Annotated in this window: 22 protein-coding genes and 1 pseudogene; 5 read left to right on the forward strand and 18 right to left on the reverse strand. The window is 35.7% G+C overall.

Features of this window, described 5'->3' with window-relative positions; all coding sequences use genetic code 11:
* The 3 genes and pseudogenes from EC501_RS11110 to EC501_RS11120 form a co-directional block, all read right to left on the reverse strand.
* A pseudogene (locus EC501_RS11110) lies at positions 1-340 on the reverse strand (group II intron reverse transcriptase/maturase); the annotation flags it as partial.
* Between the two features lie 615 nt (positions 341-955).
* Positions 956-1,225, reverse strand: coding sequence for a UPF0223 family protein (locus tag EC501_RS11115; RefSeq protein ID WP_122972368.1), 270 nt, complete (start codon positions 1,223-1,225; stop codon positions 956-958).
* Between the two features lie 22 nt (positions 1,226-1,247).
* Positions 1,248-2,207 (reverse strand): NAD(P)H-dependent flavin oxidoreductase, encoded by a 960-nt coding sequence (locus tag EC501_RS11120; RefSeq protein ID WP_122972369.1) that lies wholly within the window; start codon positions 2,205-2,207, stop codon positions 1,248-1,250.
* A 142-nt stretch (positions 2,208-2,349) separates the two neighbouring features.
* On the opposite strand from EC501_RS11120, the gene EC501_RS11125 reads away from it, so the two are divergent.
* The gene (locus EC501_RS11125; RefSeq protein ID WP_122972370.1) at positions 2,350-3,819 is read left to right on the forward strand and encodes an aminotransferase class I/II-fold pyridoxal phosphate-dependent enzyme; all 1,470 of its coding nucleotides are present in this window, start codon (positions 2,350-2,352) and stop codon (positions 3,817-3,819) included.
* 59 nt (positions 3,820-3,878) lie between these two features.
* Here EC501_RS11125 and EC501_RS11130 read toward each other — a convergent pair whose 3' ends face one another.
* The 11 genes from EC501_RS11130 to pdhA form a co-directional block, all read right to left on the reverse strand.
* The gene (locus EC501_RS11130) at positions 3,879-4,559 is read right to left on the reverse strand and encodes an LrgB family protein (protein WP_122972371.1); all 681 of its coding nucleotides are present in this window, start codon (positions 4,557-4,559) and stop codon (positions 3,879-3,881) included.
* On the reverse strand, positions 4,531-4,947 hold the full coding sequence (locus tag EC501_RS11135) for a CidA/LrgA family protein (RefSeq protein WP_122972372.1): 417 nt from the start codon (positions 4,945-4,947) through the stop codon (positions 4,531-4,533). Before EC501_RS11135 ends, EC501_RS11130 begins: the two co-directional genes overlap by 29 nt.
* A 147-nt stretch (positions 4,948-5,094) precedes the next feature.
* Complete coding sequence (locus EC501_RS11140) at positions 5,095-6,621, reverse strand: tripartite tricarboxylate transporter permease (protein ID WP_122972373.1); 1,527 nt, start codon at positions 6,619-6,621, stop codon at positions 5,095-5,097.
* Positions 6,622-6,636: 15 nt separating this feature from the next.
* A complete protein-coding gene (locus EC501_RS11145) occupies positions 6,637-7,086 on the reverse strand; it encodes a tripartite tricarboxylate transporter TctB family protein (RefSeq protein ID WP_122972374.1) in 450 nt (149 codons plus the stop codon).
* A 66-nt stretch (positions 7,087-7,152) separates the two neighbouring features.
* Positions 7,153-8,172, reverse strand: coding sequence for a tripartite tricarboxylate transporter substrate binding protein (locus tag EC501_RS11150; RefSeq protein WP_122972375.1), 1,020 nt, complete (start codon positions 8,170-8,172; stop codon positions 7,153-7,155).
* 236 nt (positions 8,173-8,408) lie between these two features.
* Entirely contained in the window at positions 8,409-9,098 is a 690-nt protein-coding gene (locus EC501_RS11155; RefSeq protein WP_122972376.1) for a response regulator, read from the reverse strand.
* A complete protein-coding gene (locus EC501_RS11160) occupies positions 9,091-10,695 on the reverse strand; it encodes an ATP-binding protein (RefSeq protein WP_122972377.1) in 1,605 nt (534 codons plus the stop codon). Before EC501_RS11160 ends, EC501_RS11155 begins: the two co-directional genes overlap by 8 nt.
* Before the next feature lie 188 nt (positions 10,696-10,883).
* A complete protein-coding gene (gene lpdA, locus EC501_RS11165; RefSeq protein WP_122972378.1) occupies positions 10,884-12,296 on the reverse strand; it encodes a dihydrolipoyl dehydrogenase in 1,413 nt (470 codons plus the stop codon).
* Between the two features lie 3 nt (positions 12,297-12,299).
* Positions 12,300-13,661 (reverse strand): dihydrolipoamide acetyltransferase family protein, encoded by a 1,362-nt coding sequence (locus EC501_RS11170; RefSeq protein ID WP_122972379.1) that lies wholly within the window; start codon positions 13,659-13,661, stop codon positions 12,300-12,302.
* A gap of 28 nt (positions 13,662-13,689) precedes the next feature.
* The gene (locus EC501_RS11175) at positions 13,690-14,667 is read right to left on the reverse strand and encodes an alpha-ketoacid dehydrogenase subunit beta (protein ID WP_122972380.1); all 978 of its coding nucleotides are present in this window, start codon (positions 14,665-14,667) and stop codon (positions 13,690-13,692) included.
* A 3-nt stretch (positions 14,668-14,670) separates the two neighbouring features.
* A complete protein-coding gene (pdhA, locus tag EC501_RS11180; RefSeq protein ID WP_122972381.1) occupies positions 14,671-15,783 on the reverse strand; it encodes a pyruvate dehydrogenase (acetyl-transferring) E1 component subunit alpha in 1,113 nt (370 codons plus the stop codon).
* Positions 15,784-16,177: 394 nt separating this feature from the next.
* Between pdhA and def the strand changes: the two genes are divergently transcribed.
* Complete coding sequence (def, locus tag EC501_RS11185) at positions 16,178-16,735, forward strand: peptide deformylase (protein ID WP_122972382.1); 558 nt, start codon at positions 16,178-16,180, stop codon at positions 16,733-16,735.
* A gap of 122 nt (positions 16,736-16,857) precedes the next feature.
* Here def and EC501_RS11190 read toward each other — a convergent pair whose 3' ends face one another.
* Positions 16,858-17,628, reverse strand: coding sequence for a Cof-type HAD-IIB family hydrolase (locus EC501_RS11190; protein ID WP_122972383.1), 771 nt, complete (start codon positions 17,626-17,628; stop codon positions 16,858-16,860).
* A 480-nt stretch (positions 17,629-18,108) separates the two neighbouring features.
* On the opposite strand from EC501_RS11190, the gene EC501_RS11195 reads away from it, so the two are divergent.
* Together EC501_RS11195 and rnjA are read left to right on the forward strand one after the other, a co-directional pair.
* The gene (locus tag EC501_RS11195) at positions 18,109-18,318 is read left to right on the forward strand and encodes a DNA-dependent RNA polymerase subunit epsilon (RefSeq protein ID WP_122972384.1); all 210 of its coding nucleotides are present in this window, start codon (positions 18,109-18,111) and stop codon (positions 18,316-18,318) included.
* A 5-nt stretch (positions 18,319-18,323) separates the two neighbouring features.
* Positions 18,324-19,991 (forward strand): ribonuclease J1, encoded by a 1,668-nt coding sequence (gene rnjA / locus EC501_RS11200; RefSeq protein ID WP_122972385.1) that lies wholly within the window; start codon positions 18,324-18,326, stop codon positions 19,989-19,991.
* Between the two features lie 58 nt (positions 19,992-20,049).
* On the opposite strand, the gene EC501_RS11205 is transcribed toward rnjA, so the two are convergent.
* The 3 genes from EC501_RS11205 to EC501_RS11215 all read right to left on the reverse strand — a co-directional run bounded on the left by EC501_RS11205 (position 20,050) and on the right by EC501_RS11215 (position 22,445).
* The gene (locus EC501_RS11205) at positions 20,050-20,709 is read right to left on the reverse strand and encodes a potassium channel family protein (protein WP_122972386.1); all 660 of its coding nucleotides are present in this window, start codon (positions 20,707-20,709) and stop codon (positions 20,050-20,052) included.
* A 284-nt stretch (positions 20,710-20,993) separates the two neighbouring features.
* Complete coding sequence (locus tag EC501_RS11210) at positions 20,994-21,785, reverse strand: formate/nitrite transporter family protein (RefSeq protein ID WP_122972387.1); 792 nt, start codon at positions 21,783-21,785, stop codon at positions 20,994-20,996.
* 300 nt (positions 21,786-22,085) lie between these two features.
* The gene (locus EC501_RS11215) at positions 22,086-22,445 is read right to left on the reverse strand and encodes a Na-translocating system protein MpsC family protein (RefSeq protein WP_122972388.1); all 360 of its coding nucleotides are present in this window, start codon (positions 22,443-22,445) and stop codon (positions 22,086-22,088) included.
* 425 nt (positions 22,446-22,870) lie between these two features.
* On the opposite strand from EC501_RS11215, the gene EC501_RS11220 reads away from it, so the two are divergent.
* A complete protein-coding gene (locus tag EC501_RS11220) occupies positions 22,871-23,632 on the forward strand; it encodes a DUF2935 domain-containing protein (protein ID WP_122972389.1) in 762 nt (253 codons plus the stop codon).
* Positions 23,633-23,664: the final 32 nt, after the last annotated feature.

A 23,664-nucleotide genomic window follows, 5' to 3' on the forward strand; every position in this document is an offset into this window, starting at 1 on the left:
TCCGGTTTGGACGGAATCCATAACTCTGGTCCGAAAATGTTTTGTCATATTCCTTCGATAAAATCTGCGAGATAGCTTGTTGAATCAAACGGTCTGTCACGGTTGGGATACCTAGTAAACGCACACCACCATCTGGTTTCGGGATTTCGACTCGACGTACTGGTTGCGGTTCATAGGTTCCATTCAAAATCTACGATTTAATGTTTTTCCAATTTTCGATAATGTGCTGTCGTAAGGTTTGTACGGGCATCATGTCTACTCCATGGCTTCCTTTATTCGCTTCAACTCGCTTTAGCGCTTGTATCATGTTTTGCCGTTCGAGAATTTGATCCAACATCACCATTTCGTACCTTTCCGTGATTAGCTTATCTTCTTATGTCCATCTGAACTCCACCCTCCGCAAATACCCTCGTGGGATTCACCACTACTTTCTAAGCGTGAGGTTTCTCTGTTTTCTGTGCTTATTCATTCTAGATGGAAAGCCAAGGGCTAATCTCTCTCAATTGTTCAGTCCTTCCGAGTAATTCTAGACCTACTCGTACTATGACCTCTGCTGACTTCTGACAGTTCAGCTACTTGTCTCCAAGTAGGTTATGAAGGGTACTTCACGTTTCTGTCAGACCTCCCCGGGTAAGCGTATGCACTTTCACACCATCTATCCGCCTCATTTACTTGATATGACCTTCGACAGAAGGAACTTTGTTTTGTAATGCAAACTCATTCAATCATACCTAGCCTTATATGAGATTCGTGTTCCTCGGACCGGTGTTTTGCCTCCAGCTTCCTTCTGATTCCGCGTCGCCACGGACACCCTTGCTCTTAGCTAACCTCTACTTCTGTCTTCGGGGTTCGGGACTTGCACCCTATAGTTCATACGCATGCCGGGCGCACATTAAAAAGGATTTGAAATGATAGCATTCCAAATCCTTTAAAATTCATACATACAATTTTTTAGTTACATTTTAATGATTGTACCGTCTTCTTTTTCTTTCGTTTGTTTTACTACTTTATAGCTTACATAACCACTAACTTCTTCAAACTCACGAAAGACTGTTTTTTCTTCCGCTTGAGAAGGGACGATCTCTTTAAAGCGACGATATCTAGCAAGCATATCTTCCCGTTTAATTCCTTTTTCATATGCTTGTTCTACCCCTTCAAAAAACTTTATCACATCAATAATTTCAGTTGTTGACCAATCTGGTGATAGTGGATAAGAATATTCCATACAAAACCCTACCTTTAAATTTTTAGTGACCCCATTTTACTCTTATTTGTTCAGCTTGCGCAACCATCCGCTCAATTAACTCCTGTACGGATGGCACATCTTTTATCATTCCCGTTACTTGTCCAGCCCATCCAAAACCATTTTGATTGTCCCCATCATAAATAAATTTTTTATTTGCCTCTCCACTAATATAATCTTTTAATGCCTCGTATGTAGGTGTTTTATTTTCTATTTCTAAAATTTTTTCTGTAAACTCATTTTTTAATACACGAGCAGGAGCGCCAATTGACCGTTTAATAATCGTCGTATCCGTTTCTGAACTTTGTAGGAGTGCTTCAATATACTCCCGTGAAGCATGGACGCATTCCTTCGTTGCAATAAACCTTGTCCCCATTTCAATACCTTCAGCCCCTAACGCATGGGCAGCCATCCATCCACGGCCATCTCCAATACCTCCAGAAGCGATTACAGGAATGGAAACACTATCTACTACTTGAGGAACAAGTACCATCGTTCCAACATCGTCCCGCCCTAAATGACCTCCCCCTTCTTGACCCACGACCATGATCGCGTCAGCTCCAAGTTGTTCAGCCTTTATGGCTTGTCTTTTTGCAGCAACTAATACTAACTTTTTTATTGTTGTCCCTTCTAATAATTGGAAGATTGGTGCCGGATTACCTCCCGTCATTGAAATGACAGGTACATTTTCTTCCACTGCAACCTCCACCATTTCTTCATATCCTTTACCATACATTCCGATAGCAAAATTTACTCCAAAGGGGCGATCAGTTTTTTCCCGAGTTTTATAAATTTCTTCCCTTAGTAATTCCGGCGATTTTAAACTCATTGCTGTAATTTGACCTAATCCCCCAGCATTCGATACTGCAGCAGCTAAATCAGAGTATGCTAAATAAGCTAACCCTCCTTGAATAATTGGATATTTTATCCCTAAAAGTCGTGTTATTCTTGTTTCCCAGTTCATAACGTCATCCCCTTTTTCACATTCTATTAATAATTTCTCTCACATTAGAAAAATTCCTTTAAATTTATGTAGTCATGAAGTTGAATAGGTGCTATAATTCTTCTTGTTTTCAAAATTTATATAAAGTGAGGTGGTACCTGCGTTGTCACAATTAGAGACTCCATTGTTCGACGTATTACTCAAACATCGAAATAGACATCCAATACAATTTCATATTCCTGGACATAAAAAAGGTCAAGGAATGGACCCAGCCTTTCGTGAGTTCGTCGGAGACAACGTTTTATCAATTGATTTAATCAATATTGCTCCACTAGATGATTTACATTCACCAAAAGGCGCTATTAAAGAAGCTCAAAAGTTAGCTGCTGAAGCCTTTGGTGCTGACCATACATTTTTTTCCGTTCAAGGTACTAGTGGCGCTATCATGGCGATGATTTTAACTGTCGTCGGTCCAGGTGATAAAATTTTGGTACCACGGAATGTTCATAAATCAACAATGTCTGCAATTGTTTTAGCTGGAGCCATCCCTATTTTTATCCATCCTGAAGTCGATGAAGAATATGGTATTGCTCATGGTATATCAGCTGAATCGGTTGAAAAAGCGTTAAAAACATATCCAGATGCAAAAGCTATGTTAGTTATTAATCCTACTTACTTTGGTTTTGCAGCTGATTTAAAACGAATTGTTGATATTGTCCATGCCCATAACATCCCTGTTATTGTGGATGAAGCGCATGGTGTGCATATTAAATTCCATGACGAATTACCGATATCTGCTATGCAGGCAGGGGCAGATATGGCTGCAACGAGCGTGCATAAATTAGGTGGTTCGATGACACAAAGTTCTGTATTGAACGTAAAAGAAGGATTAGTATCGGTAAACCGAGTACAATCCGTTCTTTCGATGTTAACAACTACTTCAACTTCATATCCAATACTCGCTTCGTTAGACTGTGCTAGACGTCAATTAGCAGTACATGGATATGATTTAATTGATGAAACAATTCGCCTTGCTAAAGATGCAAGAAAACGAATTAATAAAATTCCCCACTTAAAAGTGGCTGGTAGAGAAAAACTACATTCCTCTGCAACATTTGATATGGATATTACAAAGATTCTAATCAGTGTAAAAGATTTAGGAATTACAGGTCATCAAGCTGAAGAATGGTTACGTCTTAACGCCAATATAGAAGTTGAATTATCTGACCTTTATAATATCCTCTGCTTAGTAACATTAGGGGATACGAAAAAAGAAATTAATTTACTAGTGAATGCTCTACAAAGAATGTCATTAGCTTTTGAGTCAGATGCATCCGTAAAAGAAACGAACGTAAATATCCCTGATATTCCAGCTCTTGCGATGACACCTCGAGATGCCTTCTACTCTAGCACAGAAGTAATGCCGTTAGAAGAATCTGTTGGGTATATTTGTGCAGAATTCATCATGGTATATCCCCCTGGTATTCCTATTTTTATTCCTGGGGAAATAATTACTGAAGATAATATCCGATATATCCAAATGAATATCGAAGCTGGATTACCTGTTCAAGGGCCAGAGGATCTTTCGTTAAAAACGATTCGCGTTATTAAAGAACGAAAACCAATTTTTTAATTACAATTTCAACTAGTAAAAGAGGATGTCTGCTATTTAAGACATCCTCTTTTTTTACATCAAAAGAAGATAAATACAAAAATCGGACATAATATGGCACCAATTACTGCACTTAATCCCATCGATAATGAACCAATTGACAAATCTTCTTCCCCATATTCTTTTAACTTTGTAATTCCAACACCGTGACTGGCACTTCCCATGGAGATTCCTCTACTAATAGGAGAATGAACTTTCCCCACCTTATAAATTACCGAGCCAAATAAAGCTCCAGTAAATCCTGCAATCATGACGAAGACTGCAGTTAATGGTGGAATTCCACCAATCGTTTCACTCACTTGCATCGCAATAGGAGTCGTCAACGATTTTGGCAAGGCTGTTAAAATATATGAATCATCCAATTTAAATAATTTTAAAATGATATATACACTAATTAAACCACTAAACATAGCGATGAAAATACCCGATAGAATCGTATATTTGAATTTCATGATTAACTGTTTTTGATTATATAAAGGATACGCTAACCCAACGACTGCAGGTCCTAATAAATGTTGAATATACTTACCACCTTCCATATAGTCGGAAAAAGGGATATTCAATAATAACAGCGCTGCGATGATAACGATTGTTGTTGTTAAGATTGGCAATAAAAAAGGGTAAGGATATTTTTTATGTAATTGATTGAATAACAAAAATAAAACAACTGTACTAATGATGAAGATGATTGCTTTTAACAACCTCGTTGCCTCCTTCCCTTTTCTCCTTTAATTTTAATTCCTTTTGTTCGATTTTTTCACTTAATTTACTCGTAAATAATATAGTAATTACAGTACTAATAAATATCGTCGCCATTAATATAATTCCTTCTATTGACAACAACTCAGGATAATCAATAATTCCTACAATTGGCGGAATGAAAAATAGCGTCATAAAGGCAATGAGAAAGCCCGCTCCTTCTCGAATGTATTCAACCTTTACCCATTTCATTTGTAAACAAATAGCGAGCAATATTAAACCAACAATACTAGCTGGTAAAGGTAACTTAGTTATTTCTACAAAGAACACTCCTAAATAATAAAAAATATATAAGATAGCGATTTGAGCTATAATACGGATAATTCTCATCTTTTAGCAAAAGGGCTAACCTTTTGCCTCCCCCCTTTCTTAATACAGTTATTGTACGCCTATGAAAAATAGCTGTCTATAATGTTAGAAAATAAAAGAAAGACAAAGCAGAATTTCTACTTTGTCTCGAAAAATGATACCTTAATTCTATTCTTCTTCATTTACAATAACTTTTCTACCTGTAACTTTTAAAATTAAAGGCACAATGATCCACGCTGCAGCAATGATTAAAAATACAAGGGATAAAGGACTTGTGACAAAAATACTCCAATCCCCATTTGAAATTGTTAATGCTCGACGCATATTATTCTCAATCATCGGTCCAAGTACTAATGCTAAAACAATTGGTGCTACAGGATAATCATTTTTTGACAATAAATACCCTAATACACCACAAGCAAGCAATAAATATAAATCAAAGGTTGTATATTGGACTGCATAAACACCAAAGAAGGAGATGGCAATAATAATTGGTAGTAAATACTTTTTAGGCGTTTGAATAATCTTTGCAAACACTTTTACTAAAGGCATGTTTAATATTAATAAAACGAAGTTTCCAATAAACATACTTGCAATTAATCCCCAAGCAATTTCAGGGTGATCATCAAATAGTAAAGGACCTGGTTGCACATTATACATAATAAGAGCTCCCATTAAAATTGCTGTTGTTCCTGATCCTGGAATACCTAATGTTAATAGTGGAATCATTGCACCGCCTGAAGCTGCATTATTCGCTGATTCTGGTGCTGCAACGCCTGCAATATTTCCTTTCCCAAAGGAGTCGGGATTTTTACTTATCTTTTTTTCTGTCATATAAGAAAAGAAGGATGCTAACGTTGCACCAGCTCCTGGTAATACTCCAATGAAAAATCCAAGTAAAGAACCACGGGTAATTGGCTTCGCACTATCTTTCAAATCTTGTTTTGTTGGCAAAATGCGATTGATTTTTGCTATAGGCGCATCACCATTATCCCTTTCTAAAATCGTTTTAAATACTTCTCCTAATGCAAATAGCCCTACAGCAATCGTTAAAAATTCCAATCCTCCATAAAGTACTGGAAGATCATATGTAAAACGGGCAATCCCTGATACTGCATCAATTCCAATCGTACCAAGCATTAAACCAAATACGGTCATCATTAATGCTTTTGTCATCGATTTTCCAGCTAAACCACTCACAGCACATAACCCTAATAACATAAGGGAAAAATATTCTGCCGGTCCAAATTCTAATGCAAGATTCGATAATGGTTTCGCTAATAGCACTAGACCAAGAAGAGCTATAATACCCGCAACAAAGGAACCTATTGCTGCAATAGATAACGCAGCACCTGCTCGACCTTTTTGTGCCATTTGATAACCATCTAAAGCTGTCACAACCGATGAAGACTCACCAGGTGTATTTAATAAAATTGAAGTTGTAGAACCTCCATACATCGCACCATAATAAACTCCAGCTAATAAAATAATAGAGCTTGCGGCTGCAGCATCTGTAGGCATTCCTGATGTTAAAGTAGCAGTAACCGGAATGAGCAATGCGACTCCACTCATTGGACCTATCCCTGGTAGAACCCCAACAGCAGTTCCAATAACTACCCCAATAAAGGCAAATAATAAATTATGCCATTGAAGTGCTACAGCGAATCCATCAAATAAATATTGAATTGTACTCATTTCAACACCTCTTATTTAAAATAACGAAAATTTCGGTAATGCCCCACCGAGCAACTGAACATACATTGTATACACACCTATTGCGAAAATTGCTGAAATGATTATCGTTGATAGGATTTTTCCTTTCTCCATCACTTGGAATGCAACGACTAAAAAGATGAAAGTTGAGAACACATACCCGATGATTTCCAATAAAAAAATATAAAGAATAGCAGAAATAAAGATTATGCCAAATTTTTTAAACTCAAAGGTTGTTTTCCCTTTATTTTCTGATTTACTTTTAAATGTTTCATATAACAAACGTAAACTTAAAAGTCCTAATATAATTCCTAATATTAATGGATATGTCTTTGGTCCAATTGTGGAGCCATAAGCACTTCCGGAAATTTTCAAGCTTTCCGAAATAAATAAAATGCTTATTAATAAAAAAACTATTCCAGCGATTTTATCAAACGTCTTTGTCATCACTGCACCTCATTCATTAAAAAAATGGGCTGTCCTCTAAGAAATTCTTATCGGACAGCTATTACATTATTTATGCATATCTAATGCTTTTAATAAGTCACCAATTACTTTTTCCTGTTCCTCTAAAAATGCTGTAAACTCTTCGGCATTACGATATTCGCTTGCCCAACCGTTACGTTCTAATTCCGTTTTCCATTCTTCTGTTTCTACCATTTCTTCGAATTTTTTCGTCCAATAGTCAAATGCTTCATCCGACATATTTTTTGGTCCAAAAATTCCTCTCCAAATCGTGAACTCTGCATCGATACCTAGTTCTTGGAATGTTGGGACATCTTCTAAGACGCCTGTTAAACGTTCAGTTGAACTAACCGCTAACACTTTTACATCCCCCGATTTCACATATTCACCTATTGCAGATGCATCTGTAGCAATCATATCAGCATTTCCACCTAATAACGCTGCAACCGCTTCTCCACCACCGTCATAAGAAACATACTTTACGTTTTTCGGATCGATACCATACTTAAAGGCTGGTAATATACCAATTAGATGATCCATTGAGCCCGGTGCTGAACCACCAGCTAATGTAATAGAAGAAGGATCTTCTTTAATCGCATCTAATATTTCCGTTAAACTGTTGTATGGTGAATCCGCTTTCACAACAATTGCTCCATAATCTCTCGTTAACTGAGCAAGTGGTTTTGTATCTTTATAACCGTAAGGACTATTTCCTTCTGCTTTTAAATTATTGACAATAATTGGTGGTGATTTTGCCATTAACATATAATCGTTATTAGCTTCTTTTGTAGCAAACTCTGCCATAAATACCGCTCCGCCACCACCGGCTCTATTTTCAACTGTAATTGCCTTTTCTACTAAACCTGTTTCAGACATAACCTTTGAAACAGCACGTGCTGTTAAATCCCAGCCACCACCAGCTCCAGATGGTGCAACCATTACGATATTACTTTCTGGATAACTAGAATTTGAATCTCCCTCACTTGAAGATTTTGAACTATTGCTACCACACGCTGCTAAAATAAAAGAAAGTGTAAGTACAATACTAAGCATTAATTGTTTTTTCATAATATCCCCCTTATGCATCCCCATTTTTTATGAATGTCTAACTGTACTTTAATGAAAGCGCATACTTATTACAATAAAAGTAAAATAAAATGATATTAATTCCATAAAGCCTATTTTGTTCATAATGTTCACGAGAATATGTAGAGATGAATAGAAAAATAAAAAAAGCACCAAAACTGGTGCAATTTAAATGGAATCGTTATTAAATTTAACTTCCCTTTTTATGGAATTTCTTATTATTCTTTTTTTAATATGTACCTTCTTTCCGGTCTACCAACTGTTCCATAAATTAAATCTGTATAGGCTTTATTGTCAGCTACTAAATGTTCTAAATAACGCCTTGCCGTCGAGCGACTAATTCCTAAATCTTTTCCTAACGTTTCAGCAGTTACCCCTTTTTCACATGTACCTAAATATTGATATACTTTCGATTTCGTAATCGCATCGATCCCTTTTGGTGTTAAATCATCCCATCTTTGTGCTTCTTTCGTAGAAGCCCAAATCTCTTTAATTTCATGTTCTTCCAGATGGGCATTTTTTTCAAGTAGCAATCTCTTAGAACGATATGATTCTAAACTTTCCTTAAATTTATCAAATGTAAGCGGTTTTAATAAATAGTCTACTACACCACCATGAAAGGCTTTTTTTAAGATTTCTGTTTCAGATGCTGCAGTTATAAAAATTGTGTCCGTCTCAGGACTATTTATTTTAATATATTCTAAAATGTCTGTCCCTAATTTATCAGGAAAATAGACATCTAATAAAACTAAATGTGGATGAAAGGAATCAATCCATTCAAAGGCCTCTTCCGCATTATAAGCAATTCCTACATTTTGAAACCCGTCAATTTTTTCAAGAAATTTTTGATGAATGCGTGCAATTCTTTTATCATCCTCAATGATTAAAACTTCTATTATGTCATGCATGATTAATCCCCCCTTTTTGAATCACGATGATAAATAGTGCTCCCCCTAAATCACCATTTTCAATATATATTTCACCTCCTAGTTCCGCAACATTTTCTTTTACTTTTATTAGACCAAACCCATGCTGATTTTCCTCATTTTTTGTTGTTATTCTTTTTTCAAATAAATGATCTTTTATGTCATCGTCAATTCCGTTGCCGCTATCTTCAATCTCAATTAAAATTTCCTTTCCATTATCTAGTATTAATATCCTTACTGAACGCTCCTTTTCTTCTAGATGTTCAACAGCTTCAAAGGCATTTGTTACTAGATTTCCTAAAATCGATACAAAAAGATGTTTTTGTATTGATTTAGGCAACTTTTCTAAAAGGCTATCTTCATCGATAATTAATTTTATTTTCAATTCTTTCGCTCGATTATAAAAACCGATTAAAATCCCACTAATTAATGGATCATTAAATCTTTGGGATATAAATTGAATTAAACTCCCTTGTTCCGCCCGTTCACTATGTATTAAATCCAGTGCCTCATGATAATTTTCTAGCTGGATTAAACCAGAAATCGTATATAAGAAATTATTATATTCATGGGTTTGGGCACGTAATGCTTCGGCATATTTTTTTACTTGGGAAAGTTCCAGTGCTAAACGATCAATTTCCGATTGTAAACGGAAGCTTGAAACAGCACCGACTACTTTATCACCATTTAAAATAGGGATTCGATTTACAACGGTTTTCTTTCCAGCTATAATCATCGGTCGATCCAACTGTCTTTCACCGGTAGATAGAACCTCAAATAAATGGGAGTTCGGAATTACTTCACGTATGTCTTTGCCGACTAATGGAACATCTTCGCTAATAGACAATGTTTTGTGAGCTGCCGAATTGACAACCGTAATCGTCCCTTTATGATCCACCATAATAATTCCTTCTCGTACGGATTCAATAAGGGCATTTTGTTGTTTTAACAGCTCGGCGATTTCGATTGGTTCGTAATCTAGTAGTTCCTTTTTTAAACGTTTTGATAGAAGGGACGAGAAAATAATTCCTATCATTATACCAAAAATTAAAATATAAACAATATTATCCAAGTATCTTAAAAACATTGTACTAAGGTCTGTTTTTAAATATCCAACTGATACAACTCCAATAATTTCGCCTTCATATCCAATGACCGGTGTTTTCCCCCTAATGGCTGGCCCAAGGGTTCCAGTTGCCTCTGAAATATAAGTTAGTCCCTTTTCTAGCGCATCTTCGTTATCATCTCCGACCATTTTTTGACCGATACGTTCCTCAACTGGATGGGCATAACGAATCCCTTCTTCATTCCCAATTACGACATATTCGGCATCGGTTTCCCGTCTTATTTCTTCAGCGATTGGTTGAAGTACTTCTGATGGATTATCGGCATAAAAACCTGCAATAATATCCGGACGATTAGCTGTTGTTTTAGCAATTTGTACTGCTTTTAAACCAATTTCATTTTTAATGACACTTGATAATGTAAAGTAAAATGAAATGCCAATGGCAACTATAATTAATAAAATAACGAAAATATTATATGTAAATATTTTCGACTGCAACGTATGAGATTTCATCGGTTCTCCCTAAAAATAAAATATAATGAACTATCATCATTATAATCAACTTAGCGAAAATTTTGTAGGTTTTGATTATTCAGCTAAAAAGCAGTATATGAAAATCGCACCCTATTTTTTATACCAAAGCAAACAAAAAAACGTATTCATCTACAAAATTGCAGAATGAATACGTTTTAAACATACTATTATTTTGAAATGATATGGATTGGATTGCCAAGTAATACTTCAGCAGTTTCCATTGTAATTTCACCTAATGTTGGGTGTGGGTGAATTGTTAAAGATACATCTTCAGCAGTCATTCCACCTTCAATTGCTAAACATAATTCCGAAATCATATCAGAAGCGCCAGCACCAACAATTTGAGCACCTACAAGTAAACCGTCTTCTTTACGAGCTACTAATTTTACAAAACCTTCAGTTTGGTTTAAAGCAAGGGCACGACCATTCGCAGCGAATGGGAATTTAGCCACATTTACTTCTAAACCTTCAGCTTTTGCTTGTTCTTCACTGTAACCAACAGTTGCCATTTCTGGATCTGTGAAACATACAGCTGGAATAGCTAAGTAATCTACGATTGATTTTTCACCAGCGATTGCTTCTGCAGCTACTTTACCTTCGTAAGAAGCTTTATGAGCAAGTTGTGGTCCAGCAACGATATCACCAATTGCATAAATGTTAGGAATGTTTGTACGGCATTGTTTATCAACTTTTAATAAACCACGCTCTGCAAACTCAATACCAATTTGTTCTAAGCCAAGCTCATCCGTGTTTGGACGACGACCTACTGTTACTAATACATAGTCAGCTTCAACAGTTTTCTCTTCTCCACCAACTTCATAAGTAACAACTACGCCATTTTCGTTTTCAACAACACCTTTAGCAGATGCGTTTACTTCGATTGTTACACCTTTTTTCTTTAAGCCCTTTTTAACGATTTGAGTCATTTGTTTTTCGAAGCCAGCTAAAATATCTTTACCACCTTCGATAATTGTTACTTCAGTACCAAAGTTTGCAAATGCAGAACCTAATTCTGTACCGATATAACCGCCACCGATAACGACTAATTTTTGTGGTAATTCTTTTAAGTTAAGAGCGCCAGTTGAATTTAAAACGCGATCAGAAAATTTAAATGTTGGAATTTCAACAGGGCGAGAACCTGTAGCTAAAATTGCGTTTTTAAATGTATATGTTTGAGCAGAATCCCCGTCAATCACACGAACTGTGTTAGCATCAACGAAGTATGCTTCACCTTTAACGATATTTACTTTATTTCCTTTTAATAGGCCTTCTACACCGCCAGTTAATTTGTTAACAACGCTATTTTTGAAAGCTTGAACTTTTTCAAAATCAAGTTTCACTTCAGAAGCAATAACTCCCATATCTTCTGAATGTTTAGCATGTTCAAAACGGTGACCAACAGAAATTAAAGCTTTTGAAGGAATACATCCTACGTTTAAGCAAACGCCACCTAATACATCTTTTTCTACAATTGTTACTTTTTGTCCAGTTTGAGCTGCACGAATTGCGGCTACATAACCACCAGGGCCTGCTCCAACGACTAAAGTATCAATTTCAATTGCGAAATCTCCTACTACCATTTTTTACGCCTCCATTAATAAAAGTTCCGGGTCACTGAGCAAACGTTTTAAATGATTTAAAGCATTTTGCGCTGTGGCGCCGTCGATCATACGATGATCAAAGCTCAATGATAATGCTAACACAGGTGCCCCTACAATTTCACCATTTTTTATTACAGGTTTTTCTGAAATTCTTCCAATTCCTAAAATTGCTACTTCAGGATGGTTAATGACAGGAGTAAACCATTGACCTCCAGCAGAACCAATATTCGTGATCGAACATGTTCCACCTTTCATGTCATTTGGTGAAAGTTTTCCTTCACGAGCTTTTGTTGCAAGTTCATTAATTTCCGAAGAAATTTTGAAAATGGACTTGCGGTCAGCATGTTTTACAACTGGTACAAGTAATCCTTTTTCTGTATCGGCTGCAATACCAATATTATAATAGTGCTTTTGAATAATTTCATTTGTCGCGTCATCGAATGAACGATTTAAGTCTGGGAATTCACGTAAAGTGGAAACTAATGCTTTCACCACGTAAGGTAAGTAAGTTAGTTTAATTCCTTTTTCTAAAGCAATATTTTTAAATTTCTTACGATGGGCAACTAATTCAGTTACATCTACTTCGTCCATTAACGTAACGTGAGGCGCCGTTTGTTTAGAATGAACCATTGCTTTTGCAATCGCTTTTCGAATACCAGAAATTTTTTCACGTGTTTCAGGGAATTCTCCTTCAAAGCTAACGGGTGCTTCGACAGTAGTAGTTGTTGTTTCTAATTTCGTTTCTTCAACCGTTGAATCTGTTTCTGGTTTGCTTTTCGCACCACCATTTAAATAGTTATCGATATCAGATTTTAAAATGCGGCCATTTTTTCCTGTTCCGCTCACTAAATGAATATCTACATCGTTTGTTCGAGCATATTTACGTACGGATGGCATTGCGATTACACGCTCATTGTTTGCAGTTGCAGCAGCTGTAACTGGCGTTGTCGTTTGCTTTGATTCAGTTTCTTTCGAATCACCTTCTACTGGTGCTTTTTCTACAGGACCACCGTTTTCTGCTGTACCTTGAACTTGCGCACTCGTAGTAGCGGTAGATTGTTCTTCCTTGTGATGATCATCGCCTTTAAACTGAAGATTTTCATATCCAGGGGCATCGATACGGATAATAACATCTCCAACGACTGCTACTGAGCCTTCTTCCACGACGATTTCCTCAATTGTTCCTTCTACTGGTGAAGGCATTTCAACGACTGCTTTATCATTTTGAATCTCACATAGTACATCATCTTCTTGAATTTTGTCACCTGGTTTAACGAACCACTTTACAATTTCACCTTCATGAATACCTTCTCCAATGTCAGGCATGCGGAATTCAAACGCCATTTATTTCACCCTTTCTATCTACAAATCATTAGAATGTTAAAACTTTTTTCGCTGTTTCTAAAATATCTTTATAATTCGGTAACCAAATATTTTCAGCTTGTGGGAATGGATATACTGTATCAGGAGCTGCTACACGTAAAACCGGTGCTTCTAAACTTAAAATAGCACGCTCTGTAATTTCAGCTACGACATTCGCCGCAATACCAGCTTGTTTTTGAGCTTCTTGTACAACGATTGCACGGTTTGTTTTTTCAACAGACGCAATAATTGTATCAATATCAAGCGGTTGAATCGTGCGTAAGTCAATCACTTCTACTGAGTATCCTTCTTTTTCAAGCTCTTCAGCTGCTTTTAAACTTTCATGAACCATTAAGCCGTATGCGATAATCGTTAAATCTTTCCCTTCACGTTTCACATCAGCTTTACCAAGTGGTATTGTATAAGACTCTTCTGGTACCTCTTCACGTACTGAACGATATAGTTTTAAATGCTCTAAGAAAATAACTGGATCATTATCACGAATAGATGAAATAAGTAACCCTTTCGCATCGTAAGGAGTTGAAGGGATGACAACTTTTAATCCAGGCTGTTGAGCCATTAAACCTTCTAAACTATCAGAGTGCATTTCAGGTGTATGAACGCCACCACCGAAAGGCGAACGGATTGTCACTGGCATCGCATAAGTATTGCCTGTTCGATAACGGTAACGAGCTAACTGACCGTTAATTGAATCCATTACTTCATATACGAAACCGAAAAATTGAATTTCAGGAACTGGTCGAAAACCTGTTAATGATAACCCGACTGCTAACCCACCAATTCCAGATTCAGCTAGCGGTGTATCAAATACACGATCGGCGCCAAATTCATTTTGAAGGCCTTCCGTTGCACGGAATACCCCACCGTTTACACCTACGTCCTCACCGAACACTAAAACATTCTCATCGTCTTTTAGTTCGCAACGTAGTGCATCCGTAATTGCTTGAATCATTGTCATTTGTGCCATAGGTTATTTCGACTCCTTCGCTTTATAGATTTCATATTGCTCTTGTAAATTATAAGGTTTTTCTTCGAACATATTTTCAATTAAATCTGTTACTTTTTGTTTTGGTGTTTCATCAGCTTTTTTAATCGCTGCTTTTATTTCTTCTTTAGCACGTTCAATTACTTCTGTTTCTTTTTCTTCAGACCATAATCCTTTGCCTTCTAGGTAAATTCTGAAGCGAACGATTGGATCTTTAGCTGCCCATTCATTATCAATATCCGTTGTACGGTATCGAGTTGGGTCATCACCAGACATTGTATGTGGTCCGTAACGGTAACACATTGTTTCAATTAAGGAAGGTCCATCACCATTGACTGCACGTTCACGAGCATAACGAGTCGCTACATAAACTGCTAATGGATCCATACCGTCAACTAAAATACTTGGAATTCCGGCTGCAATCCCTTTTTGAGCAATTGTTTTTGCGGCAGTTTGAACGTCACGTGGTGTTGAAATCGCATATTGGTTATTTTGTACGACGAAAATAGCTGGTGATTTAAAGGCTCCTGCAAAGTTAATTCCTTCATAGAAGTCACCTTGAGAAGAACCACCGTCACCTGTATAAGTAATCGCAACATTTTTTGTTCCACGTTTTTTAATACCTAACGCTACTCCAGCTGTTTGAACGTATTGTGCCCCGATAATAATTTGTGGAGGTACAACGTTAACCCCTTCTGGAATTTGGTTCCCTACAAAATGCCCACGGCTAAATAAAAACGCTTTCCATAACGGAAGGCCGTGCCATACGATTTGAGGAACATCACGATAACCAGGTAAAATCCAGTCTTCTTTTTCCAATGCAAAATGAGAAGCTAATTGAGATGCTTCTTGACCTGCAGTCGGTGCATAGAAACCTAATCTACCTTGACGATTTAAAGAAATCGAACGTTGATCTAAAATTCGTGTGTAAACCATACGAGTCATTAGTTCAACTAATTCTTCATCCGTTAAATCAGGAACAGCATCTTCATTAACGATTTTTCCCTCTTCATTTAAAATTTGGAACATCTCAAACTTACTTTCGATCTCTTGTAAAATAGCAGTTGGATCAAATTGTTTTGAAATTTTTTCTCCCATAAAGCACCTCTCCTTAGTTCTGTATTAAAATTTCTCTCAAAAAAAATAGTACAATATATTGTTAGATTGAGTATATAAAAATAATTTCATTCGGTCAATCATTGATTATTGTTTAATTTACACTTTTTTTCTCAAATTCTTATTTTCTCTCCAAAATCAATCTGTTATACCGAAAAAGAGAACTGTATTATAACAGAACATTTCAACTTAACATTTCATTTGTTTTCATTACATAATTTTTCTAAAATTATCATTCCTTCATTTTTATATTTACATATACTGTTATAGTTAAACTTTTCTAAAGCAAAAAAGTAAAACATATGATATTTTTAAAATATAATCGTCAGTTTTGTATACTTTAATTACATAGTAGCTGTTGAAAGGAAGAATAAATATGATTTTAATGAAAGATATTATTCGTGAAGGTCATCCATCATTACGAACAAGAGCAGAGGAAGTGACATTTCCTTTAACTGAAGATGATCGTAAACTTGCCTCTGACCTATTGGAATATTTAATCAATAGTCAAAATCCAGAGATTGCTGAAAAATATGGTCTTCGTCCTGGTATTGGTTTAGCTGCCAATCAAGTCAATCAACTAAAAAGAATGTTCGCCTTACATGTAGAAGATGATAAAGGGGAACTTTATAGTTTTGTTGCAATCAACCCAAAAATCGTCAGTCATTCTGTAGAAAAAACTTATATACCTTCAGGTGAAGGTTGTTTATCCGTCGATCGTGAAATACCTGGCTATGTTCCTCGTTATGCACGAATCACTGCTAAATTTTATACAGTTGATGGTGAAGAAAAGAAAATTCGTTTAAATGGTTTACCAGCCGTTGCATTCCAACATGAATTAGATCATTTAAATGGTGTGATGTTCTACGATCACATTAATGAAGAAAATCCTTTCGCTCAAGTACCGGATTCATTCCCACTTAACGGTGAATAATAGATAAAGGAGGTGTCTTATAAGACACCTCCTTCATTATTAACAAAATATTTTAATTATAGTCTAGGTAGGTATCAATGTCCTACATAAACTAATAATAAATAACAATGTTTCATTTGAATCTATATAATTCGAAGCTCTTTCATCGCTTTAGACAAACCATCATTATCAACATGATCCGCAATGTAAGTAGCTACCCTTTTTGTTTGCTCGTGGCCATTTCCCATCGCAACAGATGTCCCAACAGCTTGTAGCATTTCAATATCATTCAAACCATCTCCGAATGCGATGGAATTTTCAATCGGAATATTCATTTTCTCCAATAATTTTTTTATCCCTCTCGCCTTCGATCCGTCTTTCGGAATAATATCACAGGAATATCGATGCCATCTAATAAATTTCACTTCCGGAAAAGTCTCATGGTAAACTTTTTCGTCTTTTTCTTCAATAAAAATAAGCGTTTGGTATACCTCAGCATTTTCATAAAAGGAAGGGTTTGAGACAGGATAAGGGTATTGAAGTGTATTTATACTTTCTTCTATAAATGGGTTTCCTTCAACAGAAGCAATCATTTCTTTATCATCTAAGAAAACAACCGGATGATTTCTTTTGTGACCGAATTCAATAATTTTAGATAAATACTCTTTCGGAACGCTATCTGTATAGATGACCTTCCCTTTATAGACGACATATTGGCCATTAAACGTAACGTATGTATCAATATTTAACTCCTCTAAAATACTTTGAATCATAAAGGGCGCTCTACCTGTCGCAATAGCAATTTCATACCCATTTTGTCGGGCTCGCTCTATAGCTTCTTTGGCAGAATTCGGTATTTCCTTCCTCGTATTATAAAGTGTTCCATCAACATCAAAAAATAGTATGTTTGTCATGTCAAAACCCTCTCAATGCATATTTATATGTAAATGAAAAATACTTTACATATAGAAAAATAACAGTATAATGAACTTAAGGAGTGATGTGCCATGTTAAAACGACTCAAAAAGAAAATTTTGAAACGATTAAATGGCATCCTCGGAAAAAAATCAATTGCTTAAGCCCTTCAAAATCGAAGGGCTTTTCTTTATTTTAAAGGAGACGCATGATAATATAAAGGAAATGCATCATTTAAAAGATTAGAGACATTTATCTTTCTTCAAAACAAGACTCTTCAACCAATTGATGGTAATATGGAGACAGGTGTTTTCAATGTTTAAATAGTCTATTTACTGAAGAAAGATAAAGCTTCTAGAAAATGTCGTAGATTTTAGTATATGATTGAGCCAATATTCTGCTATATTTTCTAAGGCACAATGGAATTTTTAAAATCTAGTCGATGCAAGAAAATGTACGTTAATTAAAGGAGAGAAAATATGATTTACAAAGTTTATTATCAAGAAAATGCTTTAGAGGTACCAGTTCGCGAAAATACAAAGAGTCTTTATTTAGAAGCATCTTCTGAAAGAGAAGTCCGCGAGTATTTAAAAGACCGTAACTACAACATTGAATATATTCAATTGCTAGAGGGCAACTATTTAGAGTATGAAAAAAATAGCCCGAACTTCCGCTTGGAGAACGCTTAATATTTATGAAATTTGTAAAAAATGATCAAGCGGCTGTTTTCGCTCTCGGCGGACTGGGCGAAATCGGTAAAAACACATATGCAGTACAATTCCAGGATGAAATTATTGTCATCGATGCTGGAATCAAATTTCCTGAAGACGATTTATTAGGAATCGACTATGTTATACCGGATTACACTTATTTAGTACGTAACGCTGATAAAATTAAAGGTCTATTTATTACCCATGGACACGAAGACCATATTGGCGGTATTCCTTATTTATTACGCCAAGTGAATATTCCTGTATACGGTGGGAAGCTTGCTTTAGGTTTATTGCGCAATAAACTGGATGAACACGGTTTACTTCGAACAACAAAATTAATCGAGATTAAAGAAGACGACGTCATTAAGTTTAGAAAAACATCTGTCAGCTTCTTCCGTACAACACATAGTATTCCAGATGCCTTTGGGATTGTCGTTAAAACACCTCCTGGAAACATCGTCCATACAGGAGACTTTAAGTTTGACTTTACTCCAGTAGGAGAACCTGCAAACTTAACGAAAATGGCGGAAATCGGCCGAGATGGTGTACTTTGTTTATTATCTGATAGTACGAATGCAGAAGTTCCAAACTTTACGATGTCTGAACGTAAAGTTGGCGAAAGTATTCATGATATTTTACGAAAAGTTGAAGGACGTATTATTTTTGCAACCTTTGCATCAAACATCCATCGTCTTCAACAAGTGACAGATGCGGCTGCCCAATATGGCCGTAAAATTGCTGTTTTCGGACGCTCGATGGATAATGCCATTTCCATCGGTCGCGAACTAGGTTATATAACTGCACCAAAGGAAACTTTTGTCGATGCACAAACGATCAACCGTTTACCAGCAAATGAAGTGATGATTTTATGTACAGGCTCTCAAGGGGAACCGATGGCAGCATTATCACGAATTGCAAATGGTACCCATCGACAAATCCAAATCCAACCTGGTGATACAGTAGTATTCTCTTCTTCACCAATACCAGGAAATACTATGAGTGTTAATAAAATTATTAATCTATTGTTCCGTGCAGGTGCTGAAGTAATCCATGGTTCATTAAACAATATCCATACTTCCGGCCACGGATCACAAGAAGAACAAAAATTAATGCTTCGACTAATTAAACCGAAGTTTTTCATGCCAATTCACGGTGAATATCGCATGTTAAAAATGCACACGAACCTTGCGGAAGATTGTGACGTACCTATTGAAAATACATTTGTTATGGAAAATGGGGACGTTTTAGCATTAAGTTCCAATGAAGCCCACGTAGCTGGTCGAATTCCTTCTGGTGATGTATACATCGATGGTAGTGGTATTGGAGATATCGGCAATATTGTATTAAGAGATCGCCGTATTCTTTCAGAAGAAGGATTAGTCATCGTCGTTGTTAGTGTAGATATGAAGAAACAAAAAATTGTCGCTGGACCTGATATTATCTCCCGTGGTTTTGTTTACATGCGGGAATCTGGAACGCTTATTAGTGAAGCACAAAAAATGTTAAATAGTCATTTAAATGAAATGATTCAAGGAAAATCTACTCAGTGGACTGAATTGAAAAATGAAATTACCGACGTTTTAGGACCATATTTATTCGAAAAAACAAAACGTCGACCAATGATTTTACCTATTATTATGGAAGTATAAAAATAAGGGTTGTCCTATTTTAGACAACCCTTTCCTTTATTTTAATGAGGAAATTTTTTTAGCTCATCGCCTTTTTTACAAAGCGATTAATATCTACATCGGCTCCTATCACTAACAAAATATCGCCTAATAATATTTTATCGTCAGCTGCTGGAGAAATCACAATCGTTTCCCCTCTTTTAATTCCAACAATATTAATTCCATATTTCGCACGGATATCTAGATCAATTAAAGAAAATCCAGCAATTCGATCGTTGGCTCGAATTTCCATTATTGAATGCTCATCGGACAACTCTAAATAATCTAATACATTATTGGACATAATATTATTCGCAATACGAATCCCCATATCCCGTTCAGGATGAACGACATGATCTGCTCCAATTTTCTTTAATACTTTTGCATGGTAATCATTGTGGGCTTTTACCGTTATTTGTTCAACACCGAGCTCTTTTAAAATTAACGTCGTTAGTATACTCGCTTGAATGTTTTCTCCAATGGCTACTATAACATGCTCAAAGTTTCGAATACCCAAGGATTTAATAACTTCCTCATCCGTCGTATCTGCAATGACGCTCTGGGTAGCAATTTTCGCGTATTCATCTACTCTTTCAGCAGAATTATCAATTGCTAAAACATCCGCCCCTAATCGAACTAACTCCCGTACAATACTACCCCCAAAACGACCTAATCCTATTACTACAAATTCTTTTTTCATTATGCCCCTCCGTACAAAAAACATCAATGATACTATTTTAACCTAGTATTATCGTTTTGTACAAACTACGATTGTAAAAAATCTAAACATATTTACAGTACTTTATCCTGCTTTAAAACTTCTTTTTGGTTAGTATTCGTTGTAAAACGATATAAGGAAAATAAACCAAAGGGCTACTTCAATTTCTAATAAGAAGAAATTAAAGTAGCCCCTAAGAGAACTAGACAGTTTTTCGTATTATTTTTTATAATCGTTTCCTAAATTAGTGTTCGTTTCTCAAAAATTTAACGAGGTTTCTGAACTTTACCTGCTTGTTTATCGTAAACATACCAATAAAGCAATCCAACAAAAATCGCTCCACCTACTACATTTCCAAGGAACGTTGGAATGATGTTTCCAATAAACTCAACCCAAGTCATCTGTCCTGCAAAAATTGCTGCAGGTATTACAAACATATTCGCAACAACGTGTTGGAAGCCAATTGCGACAAACGCCATAATTGGGAACCAAATGCCTGCAATTTTTCCAATAAAATCATCTGCTCCATAAGCTAACCAAATCGCTAAACATACAAGCCAGTTACAACCAATCGCCGAAACAAAAGTTTCTAAAAACGTATGATCTACTTTTGACTCTGCAATTGCCACCGTTTTATCCAAATATGGACCCATCTCAGTTAAACCAACTACATGTCCAAAGAAATAAGCTACAAAAAGTGCTCCCACTAGATTTGCTAACGTAACCCAAACCCAATTATGAACAAGACTACCTAAAGTAATTTTCTTTGCATAATATGCCATGGAGACCGACATCAGATTTCCCGTAATCAGTTCTGCCCCAGCTAGAACAATTAATATTAGACCAACAGGGAAAACTGCTCCCCCAATTAAATTAGATAGACTTCCCCATTCTTTAGGCAAATCACCAATGACACGAATATCTAGTAAATAGCCTAGTGAAATAAATGCTCCTCCTAAAAATCCAAGCAACAACAGATGTGAAAAAGGAAGCTTTGTCTTCGTCACTCCTGTTTCTATCGTAATTTCTGCAATTTTTTGCGGTTTATGAAATGCCATAAATATTCCTCCTATTTCTAATTAAAAAAGGCAGCACCTTAAAAACCTTTTTTTACAAAAAGGTTTTTGAGATGCTGCCTAACGCCTCTGCACTCGATACAAAGAAATCAAACCATCATAATTATACATATATAGAATTCATATAAAAGCAAATAAGCAGGTCTTACTTATTTACCATTCTATGTTTTCACTATATTTGTTTTGGAAACGTTTTTCATTTTAACGTATAATGGCATTTACTGCAACACTTTTTTATTTTCTTATAATAAATTGATTGTCACTATAAAGTAAGAGCCTATATTATTCCTTTCTATTTTCTGTAATATCCCTATCAAAAACGAAAACTGATATGGCAATATCTTCTTCTACCTTGATATCGTTGAAAAGATGAACCAACTTCGCTCCAATGAGTTCTTCCATTCCTTCGGGTGGACTTTTCGCATAAATTTCTTGAATCATTTTCGTCCTCGCTGCATGTACCATATCCTTTCCATCTTCCGAACCCGTGATAAACTTTTCCGTCGGTGTTAAATTTCCATATAACGTAGCGATGGCCATATTTTCAATAAAAACTGTATGAATTCGTTCAGGTCCCTTCCCAAATGACTCTTTCCGTAGTTTTCGTATCATGTCATTGAATTCATGAACTAATTTTGACAAGTTTTCCTCCCCCTCTATACGTAGAATTGGCTCTAAAAAAGGGAATCTCCAAAAGATCATCATGAACGCTAAAAGAAAGTCAATCCAAGAATTAAACAATATAATTACAGTGTGACTGTTACAGTTCTAAGTTATACATTATGTATTTATTCAAAAACACCCTATTCAAATATTTTTTAACTCAATCAACAGTTCTACATCCAATATCTAAATTTCCCCATTCTAAGTTTTTGATTATAAAAATATGCATTCCAAATACTTTTATCCCTTTCACTAATTACTCCCCGACCAATTAATAATCGGATTAATAAAGTTAAATAAACTAAAAACATTATGAATTTTATTTATAAAGGGTAGTGATTTTTTAATAAACTGGAGCATCTTTGAATACTTTAAGATGAAGTGAAAAAAGGAGTGGGTATAACTTGTCCGATTATGTAAAGAGTGCCGTTTTTGAACATCGATTTTGGTTACAAGTTTTAGGGGATCACGCTCGATTTATCCATGATTCACTTTATCCATCAGAAAAAGATGATATTGCGAAAGCAACTTATTTTATTCAACAATTCGATCAGCTTTTAGCCCAAGTAAAAATGTTGAATGAATCCAATATGCAACCGTTTACTATTAAAGTAGAAGAGGCTGCTAACCAACTAAGGGACTTTAAGCTATCGATTATTAAACGCCATATTACAGAAAATATGAAAATCCATCTTACGCCTACTTTTATTAATCATATGGTTAATGAATTAGAGGAATATTTACTAATATTAAGCTATTTAAAACAAGGGAAAGCCCCACCAATCTTCCACGAATTACATCATCATTTATTATGGTTAGTTGATGCTTCAGGACACGCAGGGGCTATTAACGATCGTCTGGACGGTGTAGAAAAAAGATTAAAAGACAAAAGCCACACCTTTACAAAACATTTTGAACAATTTTATTTAAAAGCGATTGAGTTAACAGGCTACTTACGAACAAATATAAGTAAATTTCCCGCCCTATCAAAATTTAACCATGATGTTGAAGTAGAAATAGGATTATTCAAAACCTTTTTAAACGAATTGGAAGAAATGGAGTTAAATGCTGAAGTACTAGGTATTTTTTCAGTATCGATGGCAGATCATATGGCAAGAGAAGAACAATATTATTTAATGAAACTAGCACAATCAAAAGCAATTTAAATGAAAAAGTGTAGCAACTAAATGCTACACTT

This window comes from Lysinibacillus halotolerans (assembly GCF_003711845.1).
GTDB classification, from domain to species: Bacteria; Bacillota; Bacilli; order Bacillales_A; family Planococcaceae; genus Ureibacillus; species Ureibacillus halotolerans.

Bases quoted from the DNA above. Each gene is read 5' to 3' on its own strand.
- EC501_RS11115 (WP_122972368.1), bottom strand. From the start codon at position 1,225: ATGGAATATTCTTATCCACTATCACCAGATTGGTCAACAACTGAAATT.
- EC501_RS11120 (WP_122972369.1), bottom strand. From the start codon at position 2,207: ATGAACTGGGAAACAAGAATAACACGACTTTTAGGGATAAAATATCCA.
- EC501_RS11135 (WP_122972372.1), bottom strand. From the start codon at position 4,947: ATGAGAATTATCCGTATTATAGCTCAAATCGCTATCTTATATATTTTT.
- EC501_RS11140 (WP_122972373.1), bottom strand. From the start codon at position 6,621: ATGAGTACAATTCAATATTTATTTGATGGATTCGCTGTAGCACTTCAA.
- EC501_RS11145 (WP_122972374.1), bottom strand. From the start codon at position 7,086: ATGACAAAGACGTTTGATAAAATCGCTGGAATAGTTTTTTTATTAATA.
- EC501_RS11150 (WP_122972375.1), bottom strand. From the start codon at position 8,172: ATGAAAAAACAATTAATGCTTAGTATTGTACTTACACTTTCTTTTATT.
- EC501_RS11155 (WP_122972376.1), bottom strand. From the start codon at position 9,098: ATGCATGACATAATAGAAGTTTTAATCATTGAGGATGATAAAAGAATT.
- EC501_RS11160 (WP_122972377.1), bottom strand. From the start codon at position 10,695: ATGAAATCTCATACGTTGCAGTCGAAAATATTTACATATAATATTTTC.
- lpdA (WP_122972378.1), bottom strand. From the start codon at position 12,296: ATGGTAGTAGGAGATTTCGCAATTGAAATTGATACTTTAGTCGTTGGA.
- EC501_RS11170 (WP_122972379.1), bottom strand. From the start codon at position 13,661: ATGGCGTTTGAATTCCGCATGCCTGACATTGGAGAAGGTATTCATGAA.
- EC501_RS11175 (WP_122972380.1), bottom strand. From the start codon at position 14,667: ATGGCACAAATGACAATGATTCAAGCAATTACGGATGCACTACGTTGC.
- pdhA (WP_122972381.1), bottom strand. From the start codon at position 15,783: ATGGGAGAAAAAATTTCAAAACAATTTGATCCAACTGCTATTTTACAA.
- def (WP_122972382.1), top strand. From the start codon at position 16,178: ATGATTTTAATGAAAGATATTATTCGTGAAGGTCATCCATCATTACGA.
- EC501_RS11190 (WP_122972383.1), bottom strand. From the start codon at position 17,628: ATGACAAACATACTATTTTTTGATGTTGATGGAACACTTTATAATACG.
- EC501_RS11195 (WP_122972384.1), top strand. From the start codon at position 18,109: ATGATTTACAAAGTTTATTATCAAGAAAATGCTTTAGAGGTACCAGTT.
- rnjA (WP_122972385.1), top strand. From the start codon at position 18,324: ATGAAATTTGTAAAAAATGATCAAGCGGCTGTTTTCGCTCTCGGCGGA.
- EC501_RS11205 (WP_122972386.1), bottom strand. From the start codon at position 20,709: ATGAAAAAAGAATTTGTAGTAATAGGATTAGGTCGTTTTGGGGGTAGT.
- EC501_RS11210 (WP_122972387.1), bottom strand. From the start codon at position 21,785: ATGGCATTTCATAAACCGCAAAAAATTGCAGAAATTACGATAGAAACA.